A 16,233-nucleotide genomic window follows, 5' to 3' on the forward strand; every position below is an offset into this window, starting at 1 on the left:
CGCGGGTCTGCCCGGCAGTGAAAGACTGCGGCCACCGGATGATGGCCATCGGAGGCGCCCCATGTACAAAGACATTCTCGTCCACATCCCCACCGAACGTCCCATGCGTCCCGCGATCGATGGCTCGATTTCGCTCGCGGCGCAGTTCAACGCCCATCTCGACGCGGTCGCGGTCGGCTATGTCGCGAGCAGTGCAGCCTACGTGATGGAGGGCGGCGCCGCGGTGGCGGCCGTGTTCGAACTGGAACGCGAGCGCGCCGCGGAGCGGGCCGAGGCCGCGCTCTCAGTCTTCGAAATCGAAGCGGCGAACGCCGGCATCTCCTACGCCTGCCGCCCGCTCGGCGCGATCCCGGTGGACGCAGCCGGCTCGCTCGGCGAGATGGCGCGGCTGCACGACCTCAGCGTCGTGCTTCAGCCCGATCCGGCGCAAGGCTCGTTCGACAACGACGTGCCGGGCGAGATCCTGTTCCAGTCGGGCGGCCCGGTGCTGTTCCTGCCTTACACTTTCCACGGAGCGTTCAAGGCGGAGCGGGTCGGCATCTGCTGGGACGGCAGCCGCGTCGCCGCCCGCGCCGTGCACGACGCAGCACCGTTCCTGGCGCGCGCCGATGAGATCGTGATCATCACCATCAACGAGTCGAACGCGGTCTCCGACGAAGCTTCAGCGAACAGTCTGGCAAGACATCTCGGCCGGCGCGGACTGTCGACCCGCACGGTCGCCCTGTCGGCGACGCGCGCCGACATCCAGCCGACCATCCTGTCGCTGGCGGCCGACGAGGGGCTCGATCTCCTGGTGATGGGCGGCTACGGCCATTCGCGACTGCAGGAACGCGTTCTCGGCGGCGTCACCCGCGCCATGCTGGAAGCCATGACGGTCCCGACGCTGATGTCGCACTGAGACCAACAGGCGCCGTCACGCCGCAACCGGGGTCTCCCATGTCGGGGGCGTTGCGGCGCCCTCGTCATGTTGCACGTTGCACGCGTCGAAATGCGCCTTGAGCTCGACCTCGGCGAGATATTCGAAATGTTCGGCCTGGCCGAGGAGTTCCCAGTTCTGAAGCGGCCGGTAGGCCGCCTGCTGACGACAGAGGGACGCCAGCGCCCGGTAGCGACGTACGTTCTCCATGAGACCCTCCCTCGCATTTGCAGAGCTTATTGCCCTTATTTGCGTCAGGCCGATGGCGGCTATGCAAAAGATTTGCTGCGCCCACCGCGCGCCTGGCCTCGCTGGTAGGAAATATATGTCCGGGCCAAAGTTCCAAACGGTGCCGGCTGACGCCCGGAACCGCGTCGCCGGACCTGAGGACTAAAGCACGATCCGGAAACGTGCGCAGCGGTTTTCCGAGAAGATCATGCTGAACAACACCCTAAAGCGCGATGACGATTCATCCTGATCGCATCGCGCTTTAGGCATAGTGCCGGCGCTCCACGGTCATTCCGACCAGGTCGAGATAGCGCTCGATCAGGTCGGGCCGGCCGACCAGATAGCCCTGCATCTCCTCGCAGGCCTCGCGCGCCAGGAAGGCACGCTGCGCTTCCGTCTCCACCCCTTCGGCAATGACCGGGATATTCAGGGCGTGCGCGAGGCTCAGGACCGCGCGGACGATCTCGGCCGATTGCAGCGAGGCCTCCAGATTAGAGATGAAACCGCGATCGATCTTGATCTTGTCGAACGGGAACGACTGGAGATAGGACAGCGAGGAATAGCCGGTACCGAAATCGTCCATCGCGATGCGGATGCCGAGCGCCTTCAGCCGTCGCAGCAGATGGAGCGCGCCGATGAAATCGCCGATCAGCACACCCTCGGTGATCTCGACTTCGAGCCGCGTCGGCGTCAGCCCCGTCTCCAGCAGGATCTGGTGAATCGAACGTTCGAGATCGCCGGCCTGAAACTGGACCGGCGACAGATTGACCGCGACCTGCAGCGGCCGCGGCCAGGATGCCGCCTCGCGGCACGCTTCGCGCAAGACCCATTCGCCGATCTCGACGATCAGGCCGTTCTCCTCGGCAAGCGGAACGAAACGGTCCGGCGGCACGAAGCCGCGCGTCGGATGATTCCAGCGCAGCAGAGCCTCGAAGCCGATGACCTCGCCATCGATCCGCGCCTGCGGCTGGAAGTAGACGACGAACTGGTTCTGCTCCAGCGCCTGTCGCAGATCGTGCTGCAGCAGCCTGCGGTCGCGCAACTCCTGGTCCATCTCGGATTCGAAGAAGCGGACCCGCCCCCTGCCCTCGCGCTTGGCACGATAGAGGGCTGAATCGGCGTTGGCGAGCAGCGTGGCGGCATTGACGCCGTCGTCCGGATAAAACGCAATGCCGACGCTGAGACCGACATGGAGGAGATAATCGTCGACCTCGAGCTCCTTGCCGATCGTCTCGATTAGGCGTTCGGCGAGCGCCTGAACGTCCTCCCGGCTGACGTGGTCGGGCATCAGGATCATGAACTCGTCGCCGCCGATACGGGCGACGAAGGCGTCGTCGGCTTCCGCGGCGAGCCGGTCCGCCACCGCCCGCATCAGCATGTCGCCGACGGGATGGCCGAACACGTCGTTGACCTCCTTGAAGCGGTCGAGATCGAGGCTCAGCACGGCAAAACTGGTCGCCATCTCCTGGGCCAGCTCCAATCGCTCGCCGAGCGCGGCGTTGAAGGCGCTGCGGTTCGGCAGATCGGTCAACGCATCATGATGCGCAAGATGGCTGATCCGCGCCTCGTTCGTGATCCTCTCGGTGACGTCCTCGATCACGCCGACCAGATATTGCGGCGCACCGGCACCGTCCCTGATCAGCAGCTTGCGCGAATTGACGAGACGATCGCGGCCCTTGCCGCCGACATCGAGCGGATGCCCCTCCAGGAACAGCGGCGTGCCGCTCTCGACGACGCCGCGATCCTGCTCGTTGACGAGGCGGGCGATATTCTCCGGAAAGATCTCCGCCGGAGTCTTGCCCAACATCGCCTCGCGCGGCATTCCGTAGTATTCTTCGCCGGCGCGGTTGAGCAGAACGTAGCGGGAGTCCTTCGCATCCTTGGCGAATACCGCGATCGGGATATTCTCGATGATGCTGTCGAGGAATTCGCGCGCCCGCAGCAGATCCTGTTCGGCGCGCTTATGCGTCTGCTCGAGCTCCTCGATCATCAGCTTGATCGCACGGTCGGTGCGGCGGCGATCGCGATCGCTCTCCTCATAGGCCGCGCTGACGAGTTCACCGAGCCTGGTCAGATCGACCTGTCCGGATTCGTCCGTCGCCTGGCGGATCTGTCTTGCGAGCAGCCGATGCGTGGTCAAGCTGCCGCCTCCCCGATGACGGTGACCGTCATGGTCTGGTTATGCAGTTCGCAGCGGCCGGACGCCGCCGGCGGGGCGAACTCGCCGTAGGAGTAGAATCCGATCCGGACGAAATCCTCGCCGAGTTCGGCGGCAACGGCATCCAGCTCGTCCTGCGTGCGCTGCCCCATCACCCTGCGGCGGCCGGTACAGCTCACCAGGATCGCCAGCTTGTCGCCGTCGACCCCGTCCGAGAGTGCGCTGCGCGCCTGCCTGCCGGCCTCGCCTGCACCGGCGGCGAGACTGTCGAAATTGGCGCGCATCAATTGCGCGGTGCATCCTTCCGGAATGTCGGCGGCGAACGTCAGGGTGCGGGCATTGCGGTCCACCGCGAACACCGAGCGCACGATCTGCCGGTTCGGCTCAGCCTCGTCGTGAATGCGCAAGGGGAATGCCAGACCCGAACCCGGCATCGCCTCGGCCTCCTCCTCGCCGAGATAGCGGGTGTAGAGGTCCAGCGGCGGCTCGCCGTCGAGCTCCCCGACCACCGATCCCAGCGCCTTCGTGACCTTGCGGCGGGGCCCGAATACATCCCAGCCGCCGGCGCAGCCGTGCGCAAATCGGAACCAAGCACCGTAGAATGCAATCGCGGCGACGCGGTTCGGCGACGGCTCCGCGTCGGCTCCGACGATCGTCTGTTCAAATCGGATTCCATCGCCGGCGAGCCCGCCGGTGACGGGCAAATCCGGCCCCAGGACTTCAGTGAGTCCGGCAAGCAGTTCGCCCCCGTTCACCGCCAATCCATCCGACAGGACGAACAGGCCGGCCAGATCCGCCGCTAGTACCTGCCGGGCAAGACGCGCGCCGCAGGCCCGCGACGCAACGCGCGTTTCGACGACTTCCTGCACCAGCCGGACTTGCGTGTGGGCGAAGCGCAAGGCGACCGCGACCACTTCATCATCGCAGATGTCGTCGCCGTGGATTTGTCCGCCGGTGCTGCAACCGACGATATGGCTATCGGGATAGAGGCCGCGCAGCTCGCGATAACGTTGGCCGTCCAGCAGCTGCTCACGGCTGCCGAAATAGAGCACGAGCTGGGGAGGCTCGCGCAGGGCGTCCGCTCGGCGCCAGCCATGGGCAGCATTCCAGTGAAGGTATTGAATCTGCATCCCACGCCCTCTGCAGTCCTTGAACCACAGATTGTGAGACGGCGCATTGCGTCGCCGTTAATCGCGCGCGTCGTTCGACACCGTTGGTTACCCCGGCGTGAAGCGTATTGCCGAGTCGTGCCAAGATTCTCCGTAAGACTCCGGGAAGTTCCCGCGCCGAGCCGTCGACTTCTGCGCCGGTCCGTAATCTACCGGGTGCGCGCGCCTTCGCCGAGGCGCATCGGCTGCACAGCATTATCTTGACCCTTTGGAACCCGTCCCGTCTCGGCGGCGGTGCGGATGGCCTGGATATTTGCGGCATAGTCGGCAGCGCTGTTGCCGCGAAACACTGCAGAACCCGCTACCAGCGTATCGGCGCCCGCCGCAGCCACGGCAGCGGCATTGTCGCGCGTGATACCGCCGTCGACCTCGAGCCGGATCGGCCGGTCGCCGATCATGGCCTTGATCCGCTCGATCTTCTCGAGCTGGGATTCGAGGAACGACTGGCCGCCAAACCCCGGATTGACCGTCATCACCAGCACGAGATCGATCCGATCGAGCACGTAGGCGATGGCGCTCTCGGGCGTGGCGGGACACAGGCTGACGCCGGCCTTCTTGCCAAGCGCACGGATCGCCTGCAGTGAACGGTCGAGATGCGGGCCGGCTTCGGCGTGCACTGTGATGACGTCCGCTCCGGCCTTTGCGAACGCTTCGAGATAAGGATCGACAGGCGCGATCATGAGATGCACGTCGAAGATCTTCTTAGTCGTCGGCCGGATCGCCTTGATGACATCGGCGCCAAAGCTGATGTTCGGCACGAAGTGCCCATCCATGACGTCGCAATGGATCCAATCGGCGCCGGCGGTGTCGATTGCCGCGACCTCCTGGCCGAGACGTGCGAAATCCGCAGCCAGGATCGAGGGCGCAATGACGATCTCTCCGGTCATGGCTTTGCACTCCGCGCTTCAGTGCCGCCGCTGAAGACGCGGCTCGCCAGGATGTCCGCGGGATCGATGGTTTCGAGGTCGGCGACATCGAGCATGCGGTCGAGATCGGACACCAGGCGATCGGCCTGCCGCAACCGGATGCGGTCGACGGCGTTGCGGATCGAGCGTGCATTGGAGAAGAACGGCTGGCTCCGGCGCAGCGCGATGTAGGTCTCGAACGCCTCGCGCGCCGCCGCCGAGAAGCGATAACCCCGCTCCTTCAGCATCAGCTCGGCAATGACGAGCAGCTCGGCCTCGGCATAGTCGGGAAATTCGATGTGGTGGGCGATGCGCGAGCGGAAGCCGGGATTCGAGGCGAAGAAGTTCGTCATGCGCTCGCCATAGCCGGCCAGGATCACGACGAGGTCCTCGCGCTGGTTCTCCATCACCTGGAGCAGGATCTCGATGGCTTCCTGACCGTAGTCGCGCTCGTTGTCGGGCCGATGCAGGTAATAGGCTTCGTCGATGAACAGCACGCCGCCCATCGCCTTCTTCAGGATCTCCTTGGTCTTCGGCGCCGTGTGGCCGATATATTGGCCGACGAGATCGTCGCGCGTCACGGAGATCACCTGCCCGCGCCGCACGAAGCCGAGACCGTGCAGGATCTTGGCCATGCGCAGCGCCACCGTAGTCTTGCCGGTGCCGGGATTGCCGGTAAACGACATGTGCAGCGTCGGTGGCGCGGACGCCAGCCCCACACGCTGCCGGATCCGCTCGATCAGCAGCAATGACGCGATCTGGCGCACACGGTTCTTCACCGGCCTCAATCCGACCAGCTCCCGCTCGAGCTGCTGCAGCGTCTCGGTGATCCCCGCCGCTTCGGCCTCCTTGCGGAGATCGAAATGTGTCTCGCCGGGCTCGGTCGTGGCTGCGTGGGGAACATCCAGCATAGCTACCCTCGAAGAAAGGAGCTTCGCCGCGGGGGAGCGGCGAAGCAGTGGTCCGCCAAGGATACGGAGCAGGGAGAGCTCCGTGCGGAGGAGATTGGTTATTGAGTGGCGTGGGCAGCCGGCTTGCGCACCGTGGTGTAACGGATCGCGCGGCCGCCGACTTCCTGCCGCACCAGCTCGAACTCCGCCTCTTGCGGCGGCCGGTTGACGAGGAAGGAGATCCGCACCGATTCCCAGCCATGGCTGGAATCGAAGCCGCTGATGCGGATGTAGCGGTCGCCGTACACCCTGCGGCATTCGGCGAGCTCCATCATCACGCCGGCGGCGTCCTGAAGGTCGAACATCGGCAGGCCCCACATCTCCCAATAGGTATTGCGGGGATGCGGATCGTCGGTGAACTCGATATTCACCGCCCAGCCCTTGGTCAGACAATATTGCACCTGCTTGGTGATCTGATCGTCGGTGAGATCGGGCAGGAACGAGAAGCAGCCTTGAGTCAGCTTCATGTCAAATCTCCTCAAACGGTTTCGAGCGCGGTCGGCACGAAGTCCGGCGTGTCGGTGGATTGATAATTGAAGGTCACGTCCTTCCAGACTTCGAGCGCCGCCTTCAGCGGCGTGCAGGTCTCGGCCGCCCTGGCCAGGATCTCCGGGCCCTCGTGGACGTAGTCGCGGCCCTCGTTGCGAGCGAGGATCATCGCTTCCAGCGCCACGCGGTTGGCGATCGCGCCGGCGGCAATGCCCATGGGATGGCCGATGGTGCCGCCGCCGAATTGCAGCACGACGTCTTCGCCCAGGAGGTCGAGCAGCTGATGCATCTGGCCGGCATGGATGCCGCCGGACGCAACCGGCATCATCTTATTGAGGCTCGCCCAGGACTGGTCGAAGAACAGGCCGTGCTCGAGCTTGGCCGGGTTGAAATCCTCGCGGCAGACGTCGTAATAGCCGCGCGTAGTGTTGGGGTCGCCTTCGAGCTTGCCGACCACCGTGCCGGCATGGATGTGGTCGACGCCGGCAAGCCGCATCCACTTCGCGATGACGCGGAACGACACGCCGTGGCTCTTCTGCCGCGTATAGGTCGAGTGACCGGCGCGGTGCAGATGCAGGATCATGTCGTTGCGGCGCGCCCACTTCGCCATCGACTGGATAGCGGTGTAGCCGATCACGAGGTCGATCATGACGATGCACGACCCGAGTTCCTTCGCGAACTCTGCGCGCTCGTACATGTCCTCCATCGTGCCCGCGGTGATGTTCAGGTACGTGCCCTTCACCTCGCCGGAAGCGGCCTGCGCCCGGTTCACCGCCTCCATGCAGTAGAGGAAGCGGTCGCGCCAGTGCATGAAGGGCTGCGAGTTGATGTTCTCGTCGTCCTTGGTGAAGTCGAGCCCGCCCTTCAACGCCTCGTAGACCACGCGGCCATAGTTGCGCCCGGATAGACCGAGCTTCGGCTTCACCGTTGCGCCCAGCAGCGGCCGACCGAACTTGTCGAGGCGTTCGCGCTCGACCACGATGCCGGTCGCCGGCCCCTGGAACGTCTTCACATAGGCGACGGGGAAGCGCATGTCTTCCAGGCGCAGCGCCTTCAGCGGCTTGAAGCCGAACACATTGCCGATGATCGAGGCCGACAGGTTTGCGATCGAGCCCGGCTCGAACAGGTCGAGGTCATAGGCGATATAAGCGAAATACGAGCCGGGCGAGCCCGGGACCGGATCGACGCGGTAGCATTTCGCGCGATACTTCTCGGCGGCCGTGAGGCGATCGGTCCACACCACGGTCCAGGTCGCGGTCGAGGATTCGCCGGCCACCGCCGCAGAGGCCTCGATCGGATCGACCCCTTCCTGCGGCGTCACGCGGAACAGCGCGATGACGTCGGTGTCCTTCGGCGTGTAGTCGGGCTCCCAATAGCCCATGCGCTTGTATTCCATCACACCCGAGCGATAACGCTCTTTGCCGCGGACGGTGCCTGCATGTGCGTTCATGTCTCTCTCCTGCTCTTTTCTCTGCTCTTTGCGATTGACTAGGCTGCCACGGACTCGCGGGCGTCGACGCGCGGATCGAGCTCGCCGGCGCGGTAGCGCCGCGCCATCTCGCTCATCGGGACCGCCTTGATCCTGCTGGCATGGCCTGCGGTGCCGAACTGCTCGAAGCGCTCGCGGCAGAGCTCGCGCATCGCGTCCATCGCGGGCTTGAGGAATTTGCGTGGATCGAACTCATTGCGGTTTTGGGCCGCAACCTTGCGGAATATCGCGGTCATCGCCAGCCGGCAGTCGGTGTCGATATTGACCTTGCGCACGCCGCTCTTGATGCCGCGGACGATTTCCTCGACCGGCACGCCCCAGGTCTGCGGCATCTCGCCGCCGAACTGGTTGAACATGTCCTGCAGCGGCTGCGGCACCGAGGAGGAGCCGTGCATGACGAGATGCGTGTTCGGCAGCCGGCGATGAATCTCCTCGACCACGCGCATCGCCAGGATATCGCCGTCCGGCTTGCGGCTGAACTTGTAGGCTCCGTGCGAGGTGCCCATCGCGATGGCGAGTGCATCGACCTTGGTGGCACGGACGAAGTCGACGGCCTGATCAGGATCGGTCAACAGCTGGTCGTGGCTGACCTTGCCCTCGACGCCGTGGCCGTCTTCCTGCTCGCCGCCGCCGTGCTCCAGCGAACCGAGCACGCCGAGCTCGCCTTCGACCGAAGCGCCGACCCAATGGGCGAGATCGACGACACGGCGGGTGATCGCGACATTGTAGTCGTAATCGGCCGCCGTCTTGGCATCGGCCTTGAGCGAGCCGTCCATCATGACGGAGGTGAAGCCATGGGCGATCGCGGACGCGCAGGTCGCTTCGTCATTGCCGTGATCCTGGTGCATGCAGAGCGGGATGTCCGGATAGGTCCGCTCCAGCGCGTCGATCATGTGCGAGAGCATCAGATCGCCGGCATAGCTGCGCGCGCCGCGCGAGGCCTGGATGATCACGGGCGCGTCGACCTCAGCCGCCGCCTGCATGATCGCGATGCCCTGCTCCATATTGTTGATGTTGAATGCCGGCACCGCGTAGCCGTGGCTGGCCGCGTGATCGAGCAGTTGGCGAAGGGTGATACGAGCCACGATTGGTCCTCCTATTGACGCTTGCGGGCAATCGCCCGGCGGGCCGCTTCCGCAATGCTTTGCGGCGTGATGCCGAATTCGCGATAGAGCACCGGCGCGGGCGCCGAGGCGCCGAAGCCGCGCATGCCGACGAATTCGCCGTCCGGGCCGATCCAGCGATGCCAGTCGCCGGCGACGGCTGCCTCGACACCGACGCGCGGCGCGGTGCCGAGCACGGTGGCGCGGTAGTCGTCCGGCTGCTCCTCGAACAGGGCGAAGCAGGGCGCGGACACCACCGCCGCACGGACGTGCTCGGTCGCGAGCAGGCGAGCGGCTTCCAAGGCGATCGACACTTCCGATCCGGTTGCGATCAGCGTCACGTCGCGACCGCCGTCCGGGGAGACGACGAGATAGGCGCCGTGCGCAACACGGTTTCTGCCGCGCGCATCGCTGCGGAAGGTCGGCAGCGCCTGCCGCGACAGGCACAGCACGGACGGACGGTTCTCGGAGCTGAGTGCGCAGTCCCATGCCTCCAGCGTCTCCACCGCGTCGGCGGGACGGAACACCAGGAGGTTCGGGATCACCCGCAGCGCGGCAAGGTGTTCGACGGGCTGGTGCGTCGGACCATCCTCCCCGAGGCCGATGGAGTCGTGCGTCATCACGTGAATGGCGCGCAACCGCATCAGCGCCGCAAGGCGGATCGCCGGCCGGCTGTAGTCGGAGAACGCCAGGAACGTGCCACCATAGGGAATGAAGCCGCCATGGAGCGCGAGGCCGTTCATCGCGGCGGCCATGCCGTGCTCGCGAATGCCGTAGTGGATGTAGTCGCCGGCGAACGCCCCGCGCTTGACGGGAGCCTGCGCCTTGGCATGCGTGAGGTTCGAATGCGTGAGGTCCGCGGAGCCGCCGACCAGGCTGGGGATGGTCCCGGCGATACCGTCGAGCACCTGTTGCGAGGCCTGCCGCGTCGCGAGCTTCGGACGCTCGCTGGCAAAGCGCTCGCGCAATTTCGCCGCGGCCAGCGCATAGGCGGCAGGCAGAGCGACGGCCTTGCCCTCGACGAACAGATCGCGCTGCTCCGGCGTCGCGCGTTCATAGCGATCGAGCCAGGCGAGCCGGTCGACCTGCCCGCGCTGCCCGATCATCCGCCAGGCCTTGAGCACCGGCATGGGCACCACGAAGGGTTGATAGTCCCAACCGAGCGCCCGCCGCGCTGCGGCCGTCTGCTCAGTGCCGAGCGGCGCGCCATGCGCCTTCTCCGTGCCTTGCCGATCCGGCGCGCCGTAGCCGATGATAGTGCGGCAGGCGATCAGCGACGGTTTTGCAGTCTCCCGCTCCTCGGCGATCGCCTGCGCAATCGCTTCGGGATCGTGCCCGTCGATGCTGCGCACCGACCAGCCAGAGGCGGCGAAACGCGCGAGCTGATCGTCGGACGTGGCCAGCGAGGTCGGTCCGTCGATCGAGATACCATTGTCGTCGAACAGCACGATCAATCGGCCGAGCCCGAGATGGCCGGCGAGCGAGATCGCCTCCTGGCTGAGGCCTTCCATCAGGCAGCCGTCGCCCGCGATCACATAGGTGAAGTGATCGACGAGGCCGTCGCCGTGCCGCGCATTGGCCATCCGTTCGGCGAGCGCCATGCCGACCGCGGTCGCGATCCCCTGCCCCAGCGGCCCCGTCGTGGTCTCCACGCCCGGCGTATGGCCGTATTCCGGATGGCCCGGCGTCTTCGAACCCCATTGCCGGAAGGCCTTGATGTCGTCGAGGCTGACGTCGCCGCCGGTCAGATGCAGCAATGCATAGAGCAGCATCGAGCCGTGCCCGGCCGACAGCACGAAGCGATCGCGGTCCGGCCAATTGGGATGCGCCGAGTCGAATTTCAGGAAGCGCGAGAACAGTACGGTTGCGACATCCGCCATGCCCATGGGCAGGCCGGGATGGCCCGACTGCGACGTCTCGATGGCATCGACCGCGAGGAAGCGGACGGCGTTGGCGAGATCATTGTGCGAGACCGCATTGAGGTCGGCTTCGGCATGAACCGAGATGTTCATCGGATCCTCCCATTGTCGTTGGTGTACGTCACTTCAGGTTCCGCTTGCGCTCGATGAGCTGCATGATCAGCGGCGTCAGGATCAGCTGCATCGCCAGATCGAGCTTCGCGCCGGGGCAGACGATGGAATTGGCGCGCGACATCCAGCTCTGCGGCAGCATCGAGAGCAGATAGGGGAAGTCGATGCCGCGCGGGTTCTTGAAGCGGATCACGACCATCGATTCGTCCGGCGTCGGAATCCAGCGCGCGATGAACGGGTTGGAGGTGTCCACCGTCGGCACGCGCTGGAAGTTGATGTCGGTCTCGGTGAATTGCGGGCAGATGTAGTGGATGTAGTCGGGCATCCGCCGCAGGATGGTGTCGGTGACCGCCTCGGTCGAATAGCCGCGCGCGCTGCGATCGCGGTGCAGCTTCTGGATCCATTCGAGATTGATGACCGGGACGACGCCGATCTTGAGGTCGGCATAGCGCGCGACATTGACCTTGTCGGTGACCACGGCGCCGTGCAGGCCCTCGTAGAACAGCAGGTCCGAGTTCTCCGGCAGCTTCTCCCAATCGGTGAAGGTGCCGGGCGCCGCGCCGTGCAGCGCCGATTCCTCGGCGTCGTGGACGTAGTGCCGCGTCACCGCCGTGCCGGTCTCGCCGTAGTCGCGGAAGGCACGCTCCAGCTCCTCGAACAGGTTGGTCTCGGGGCTGAAATGGCTGAAATGCTTGTTGCCGCGATCGGCTTCCCTGGCCATCTGCGCGCGCATCTCGGCGCGGTCGTAGCGATGGAAGGCGTCGCCTTCGATATAGGCGGCGTTGACCTTCTCGCGGAAAAATATCTGCTCGAACGTCTTCTTCACCGAGGTGGTGCCGGCGCCGGAGGAGCCGGTGATGGAGATGATCGGGTGCTTCCTGGACATGGGACGCCTCGCTCAGAGCCGGAAGAATCCGCGCCGCGCGAACAGCGGCGCGGAGACGCTGGCGACCAGCAGGGGATCGCAATGCAGCTCCTCGACGCGGCGCACCTCGTTGCTCGAGCCCATGATCAGCGGCGCGCGCTGATGCAGGCTCTGCGCCGAAAGGTCGAGGATGCGCTCGCGTCCCGTCGTGGCGGAGCCGCCGGCCTGCTCGATGATCATGGCCATCGGGTGCGCCTCGTAAACGAGGCGCAGGCGGCCGTCGCCGTAACCGGGACGCGCGTCGGAAGGGTAGAGGAAGACGCCGCCGCGGGTGAGGATGCGATAGGCCTCGGCGACCAGCGAGCCGACCCAGCGCATGTTGAAATCGTGGTTGGCGGGCCCGTCGACGCCGGCGAGACATTCGTCGATGAAGGCGCGCACCGGCGGATCCCAGTGCCGGCGGTTCGACACGTTGATCGCGAATTCCTCCCCGGTCTCGGCGATCTGCGCGCCGGCGCGCGCGAGGCGGAAGCAGCCCGCCTTGCGGTCGAGCGTGAAGATGTCGACGCCCTCGCCGAGCGTCAGCACCAGTGAGGTCTGCGGACCGTAGGTGACGAAGCCCGCCGCGAGCTGCGCCGAGCCGCGCTGGTGGAAGGCGAGCGTGAGGTCGTCCGGGGCGGGCAGGATCGAGAAGATCGTGCCGACGGTCATGTTGATGTCGATGTTGGAGGAGCCGTCGAGCGGATCGATCGCGACGCAGATGCGGCCCTCGCGGTCGCCGATCTGGGCCTCGCGCATCTCTTCCGAGGCGAGCGCTGCGATCGGCAGCCGGCTGAGGCAACGGCGCAGGATCGCATCCGCCTGCACGTCGAGATCGCGCTGGAGGTCGCCGTCGCTGTTGCGGCCGGTGGTCAGGCCGGAGGCGTCGGCGAGATCGCCGGTGGCGATGAGGTCGGCGATCTCGATGGCCGCCGCCGCGATGGCATCGACCGCGGCGGCCACGGCCAGCGCGTGCGGCGCGGTCTCGGAATACCGTTGAAGGTGATCGTCCAGCCTGAGTTGCCCGGTCATCTGCGTCCATCCCCTTTGCCGGCGCCGCCTCCGATTGCCTCCCCGCTGGAGGTCGGTGCGGTCAGTCCCGGCATCAGGAGATTGACAGGGGCAGCTTAATAAGGAAAATTTCTATTCATAATGAGCCTCAAAGAATTTTCTTATAATGGTCCCGGCCATGCTGCGGCTCAGCTCCGGCATCTGACGATCCGGCAGCTGCGCTCCCTTGCGGCGCTCTCGGCCAAGGGCAGCGTGACGGCGGCGTCCGGCCATCTCGGGCTGACCCAGCCGGCCGTGACCCAGCAGCTGCGGCAGCTTCAGGACCTCGCCGGCCTGCCGCTGGTGCAGCGGACCGGCGACGGCATGCTGCTGACGGAGGCGGGCAAGGAGGTGCTGACGCTGGCCGAGCGGGTCGAGGCCGCCATCATGGACTGCCAGGGCGCGCTCGACCTGCTGGCGGGACGGACCGGCGGCACCGTGCATCTCGGCGCGGTCTCGACCGCGAAATATTTCGTGCCGCATGCGATCGCGGCATTCTCCAAGCGCTATCCCAAGATCGAGATCAAGCTGACCATCGGCAATCGCGAGGAGATCCGCGGGGCCATGCACGGCTACGACCTCGATTTCGCGGTCATGGGTCGGCCGCCGGCCGACGTCTCCGTCGACGTCCGTCAGCTCGGGCGCAATCCGCACATCATCGTCGCGCGCAAGGGGCACTGGCTCGAGCAGGATTCCGGCCTCAGCCTGACTGATCTCGTGCACGAGACCTTCCTCACCCGCGAGCCCGGCTCGGGCACGCGGACGCTGATGGAGGGCATGTTTCAGAAGTCCGATCTCGAGCCGATCATCGGCATGGAGATGAGCAGCAACGAGACCATCAAGCAGGCGGTGATCGCCGGGCTCGGCATCGCCTTCATCTCGGCCCACACGGTGGCGCATGAGCTCGCCGAGGGCCGGCTCGTCGTGCTCGACGTCGCGGGCCTGCCGATCGTGCGGCAATGGTACGTGATCCGCCGCAGCGACAAGGTGTTGCTGCCGCCGGCGCAGGCGATGTTCGATTTTCTGGGCTCGGAAGGGTCGAACTACCTGCCCGACCTGCCCGAGCTGGAAGGACGCTAAGCCGCCGGCGCTCAGCTCATCAGCTTCATGGCAACGGTGGCCGCCAGGATCGCGATGATCTGGAGCAGGCGCTGCGTCGTGAAGATGCGGTTGAAGGTGGTCATTGCTTGCCCCGGCCGGCGTGGAGGAGATTTCGATCGGCCCGTTGCTAGCACAGGCGGGCGGCGAGACAACTCCGTAATTGCCACGAGCGCGAGCGCGCCGACCGTTGGCGATCAGGCCGCGAGCGGCGCTGAGTGGTCCATGCGCGTCGCGAAATAGGCTTCCAGCTCCGACAGCGCCCGCGCCTCCCACTCCCTTGCCTGCTCCAGCAGCGACCAGCTCTGGCCCGGGCGGAATGCAGCGGTCTGGCGATAGAGCGATGCGATGCCGCGATAGCGTCGCACGTTCTCCAAGATGGCGTGACCGTTCATGTCCGAAAACTCCCTCGTCATTCCCGGGGGAGAAATTGCGGCCAAATCTTTTTCGAAAAGTTAGCGGCGCGCGGCAAGCTCGCGGATGGTTGCCGGATTGTTGCGCGCAGGCAACGCGCCACGTGATGCCGGGACGATCTCGAGAGCGATTTATTGCGGATTCGTTGCCGCGCTCTCGCCCGGGGGCTTCAGCCCGCCGCGACTGACGATCTTCATGGTCTCGCGGCAGAGATCGGCAAGGCCGATCAGCAGCACCGCCAGGAGGCAGAACAGGTTGATGGAATCGGCATTCGCGCTGGATAACACGTTGAACTCGAAGTAGGGCGGAATGAACGCCCACCACACCAGCGGAATGGTGAACAGCGCAGCGAACCCCGCCGCCGGCGTGCCCGCGATGAGGCCGAGCACGAACAGGCTGGGCAGGAACGCTGCAAAATAGAATTTCGCGCCGAGCGCGACGCAGATGCCCTGAAGCACAGCCGACACTGCGATAGTGATGCAAGCGAGCCGAAACGCCTGCCATGACCATGGCCGTACCCAGGGTACGCCAAGCAGCCCCACGCGCCTCATCAGCCTCCCCCTGCCGCCCGTTAACCGGGCTTGAGACGAAAGTACTACAGCCGCAAGCAGACCGCGAGATGGAAATTGCAGCGCCACGGGATTGGTAAACAAGCCGCAAAGCACCGCTCGGGGAGGCTTGCAGGCTGACTGGGATGCGCCTGTCCGGACAAGCTGCAACGCGCGAGCGTTGCGGCGCAGAGCCGGGACCCAGGGTGACACCGCACGAGCGGATGGATGGGCCCCGGCTCTGCAGCGCACCGTCGAAGGGACGCTGCGCTGCGTCCGGGGCGCGAGAGCGGAGTGTGGCGCACATGCTCTCTCCCCGTCATTGCGAGGAGCCCTTGCGACGAAGCAATCCAGCGTGTTTCCGCGGAGGGATTCTGGATTGCTTCCGCCTTCGCCAAGGCTTCGGCGGACAAGTCGCTTGGCTCGCAATGACGGAGGATGAGGCGATAGCTGGTCCTCACTGTCATTCCCCGCGAAGGCGGGGAATCCAGTACGCCGCGGCTTCTCGGTTCAATCGCGATCGTCTCTGGAATACTGGATCGCCCGGTCAAGCCGGGCGATGACAGTGAGTGTGTGGTGACAGACACGCCTTCGCAGCCTCGCGGCTCAAATTCGCCCGAGCTTTGCTTCGTCTCGCTACCCTCTCAAAGCCAAGAGGGTGCAGGGAAGGCCGGGTGCCGGCTCGCACCCGCGGTCCGCTGCGCGAAATGCACACGCAGGAAGAACCGCACAGCAGCATACAGGTGTGGCCAATCACTCGGCCTTCCCTGCGCGGTGGTCGG

At 65.6% G+C, this 16,233-nt stretch carries 15 protein-coding genes; 2 read left to right on the top strand and 13 right to left on the bottom strand.

The features are described from left to right. Nucleotides 1–61: 61 nt before the first annotated feature. The gene (locus D6B98_RS09465; protein ID WP_126256718.1) at nt 62–898 is read left to right on the top strand and encodes a universal stress protein; all 837 of its coding nucleotides are present in this window, start codon (nt 62–64) and stop codon (nt 896–898) included. Nucleotides 899–913: 15 nt separating this feature from the next. Here D6B98_RS09465 and D6B98_RS09470 read toward each other — a convergent pair whose 3' ends face one another. The 11 genes from D6B98_RS09470 to D6B98_RS09520 form a co-directional block, all read right to left on the bottom strand. Further along, nucleotides 914–1,126, bottom strand: coding sequence for a hypothetical protein (locus D6B98_RS09470; protein ID WP_126256719.1), 213 nt, complete (start codon nt 1,124–1,126; stop codon nt 914–916). Between the two features lie 280 nt (nt 1,127–1,406). Continuing rightward, nucleotides 1,407–3,284, bottom strand: a complete 1,878-nt coding sequence (locus D6B98_RS09475) for a putative bifunctional diguanylate cyclase/phosphodiesterase (RefSeq protein WP_126256720.1) — start codon at nt 3,282–3,284, stop codon at nt 1,407–1,409. Continuing rightward, the gene (locus tag D6B98_RS09480; protein ID WP_164718485.1) at nt 3,281–4,354 is read right to left on the bottom strand and encodes an FIST signal transduction protein; all 1,074 of its coding nucleotides are present in this window, start codon (nt 4,352–4,354) and stop codon (nt 3,281–3,283) included. Before D6B98_RS09480 ends, D6B98_RS09475 begins: the two co-directional genes overlap by 4 nt. A gap of 266 nt (nt 4,355–4,620) precedes the next feature. After that, a complete protein-coding gene (gene rpe / locus D6B98_RS09485; protein ID WP_126256722.1) occupies nt 4,621–5,358 on the bottom strand; it encodes a ribulose-phosphate 3-epimerase in 738 nt (245 codons plus the stop codon). Continuing rightward, on the bottom strand, nt 5,355–6,287 hold the full coding sequence (gene cbbX, locus D6B98_RS09490) for a CbbX protein (protein WP_126256723.1): 933 nt from the start codon (nt 6,285–6,287) through the stop codon (nt 5,355–5,357). The genes rpe and cbbX overlap by 4 nt, the downstream gene beginning before the upstream one ends. A gap of 98 nt (nt 6,288–6,385) precedes the next feature. After that, nucleotides 6,386–6,793, bottom strand: coding sequence for a ribulose bisphosphate carboxylase small subunit (locus D6B98_RS09495; RefSeq protein WP_126256724.1), 408 nt, complete (start codon nt 6,791–6,793; stop codon nt 6,386–6,388). A gap of 11 nt (nt 6,794–6,804) precedes the next feature. Then, nucleotides 6,805–8,265 carry a form I ribulose bisphosphate carboxylase large subunit gene (locus D6B98_RS09500; protein ID WP_126256725.1) on the bottom strand — a complete coding sequence of 487 codons (1,461 nt, stop codon included), beginning with the start codon at nt 8,263–8,265 and terminating at the stop codon, nt 6,805–6,807. A gap of 38 nt (nt 8,266–8,303) precedes the next feature. Beyond that, nucleotides 8,304–9,389, bottom strand: coding sequence for a class II fructose-bisphosphate aldolase (fba, locus tag D6B98_RS09505; RefSeq protein ID WP_126256726.1), 1,086 nt, complete (start codon nt 9,387–9,389; stop codon nt 8,304–8,306). Nucleotides 9,390–9,400: 11 nt separating this feature from the next. After that, nucleotides 9,401–11,419, bottom strand: a complete 2,019-nt coding sequence (tkt, locus tag D6B98_RS09510) for a transketolase (RefSeq protein ID WP_126256727.1) — start codon at nt 11,417–11,419, stop codon at nt 9,401–9,403. A 28-nt stretch (nt 11,420–11,447) separates the two neighbouring features. Continuing rightward, on the bottom strand, nt 11,448–12,323 hold the full coding sequence (locus tag D6B98_RS09515) for a phosphoribulokinase (protein WP_126256728.1): 876 nt from the start codon (nt 12,321–12,323) through the stop codon (nt 11,448–11,450). Between the two features lie 12 nt (nt 12,324–12,335). Then, nucleotides 12,336–13,373, bottom strand: a complete 1,038-nt coding sequence (locus D6B98_RS09520) for a class 1 fructose-bisphosphatase (RefSeq protein ID WP_126256729.1) — start codon at nt 13,371–13,373, stop codon at nt 12,336–12,338. A 120-nt stretch (nt 13,374–13,493) separates the two neighbouring features. On the opposite strand from D6B98_RS09520, the gene D6B98_RS09525 reads away from it, so the two are divergent. Beyond that, nucleotides 13,494–14,471, top strand: coding sequence for a LysR family transcriptional regulator (locus D6B98_RS09525; protein ID WP_126256730.1), 978 nt, complete (start codon nt 13,494–13,496; stop codon nt 14,469–14,471). Between the two features lie 215 nt (nt 14,472–14,686). On the opposite strand, the gene D6B98_RS09530 is transcribed toward D6B98_RS09525, so the two are convergent. Both D6B98_RS09530 and D6B98_RS09535 read right to left on the bottom strand, forming a co-directional pair. Then, the gene (locus D6B98_RS09530) at nt 14,687–14,884 is read right to left on the bottom strand and encodes a hypothetical protein (RefSeq protein ID WP_126256731.1); all 198 of its coding nucleotides are present in this window, start codon (nt 14,882–14,884) and stop codon (nt 14,687–14,689) included. A 150-nt stretch (nt 14,885–15,034) separates the two neighbouring features. Further along, entirely contained in the window at nt 15,035–15,370 is a 336-nt protein-coding gene (locus D6B98_RS09535) for a DUF4118 domain-containing protein (protein WP_245481300.1), read from the bottom strand. Nucleotides 15,371–16,233 lie beyond the last annotated feature (863 nt).

The sequence above is a fragment of the Bradyrhizobium sp. LVM 105 genome (assembly GCF_003957705.1).
GTDB classification, from domain to species: Bacteria; Pseudomonadota; Alphaproteobacteria; order Rhizobiales; family Xanthobacteraceae; genus Bradyrhizobium; species Bradyrhizobium frederickii.

Bases quoted from the DNA above. Each gene is read 5' to 3' on its own strand.
- D6B98_RS09515 (WP_126256728.1), bottom strand. From the start codon at position 12,323: ATGTCCAGGAAGCACCCGATCATCTCCATCACCGGCTCCTCCGGCGCC.
- D6B98_RS09465 (WP_126256718.1), top strand. From the start codon at position 62: ATGTACAAAGACATTCTCGTCCACATCCCCACCGAACGTCCCATGCGT.
- D6B98_RS09495 (WP_126256724.1), bottom strand. From the start codon at position 6,793: ATGAAGCTGACTCAAGGCTGCTTCTCGTTCCTGCCCGATCTCACCGAC.
- D6B98_RS09470 (WP_126256719.1), bottom strand. From the start codon at position 1,126: ATGGAGAACGTACGTCGCTACCGGGCGCTGGCGTCCCTCTGTCGTCAG.
- tkt (WP_126256727.1), bottom strand. From the start codon at position 11,419: ATGAACATCTCGGTTCATGCCGAAGCCGACCTCAATGCGGTCTCGCAC.
- D6B98_RS09500 (WP_126256725.1), bottom strand. From the start codon at position 8,265: ATGAACGCACATGCAGGCACCGTCCGCGGCAAAGAGCGTTATCGCTCG.
- rpe (WP_126256722.1), bottom strand. From the start codon at position 5,358: ATGACCGGAGAGATCGTCATTGCGCCCTCGATCCTGGCTGCGGATTTC.
- D6B98_RS09530 (WP_126256731.1), bottom strand. From the start codon at position 14,884: ATGAACGGTCACGCCATCTTGGAGAACGTGCGACGCTATCGCGGCATC.
- cbbX (WP_126256723.1), bottom strand. From the start codon at position 6,287: ATGCTGGATGTTCCCCACGCAGCCACGACCGAGCCCGGCGAGACACAT.
- D6B98_RS09520 (WP_126256729.1), bottom strand. From the start codon at position 13,373: ATGACCGGGCAACTCAGGCTGGACGATCACCTTCAACGGTATTCCGAG.
- D6B98_RS09525 (WP_126256730.1), top strand. From the start codon at position 13,494: ATGAGCCTCAAAGAATTTTCTTATAATGGTCCCGGCCATGCTGCGGCT.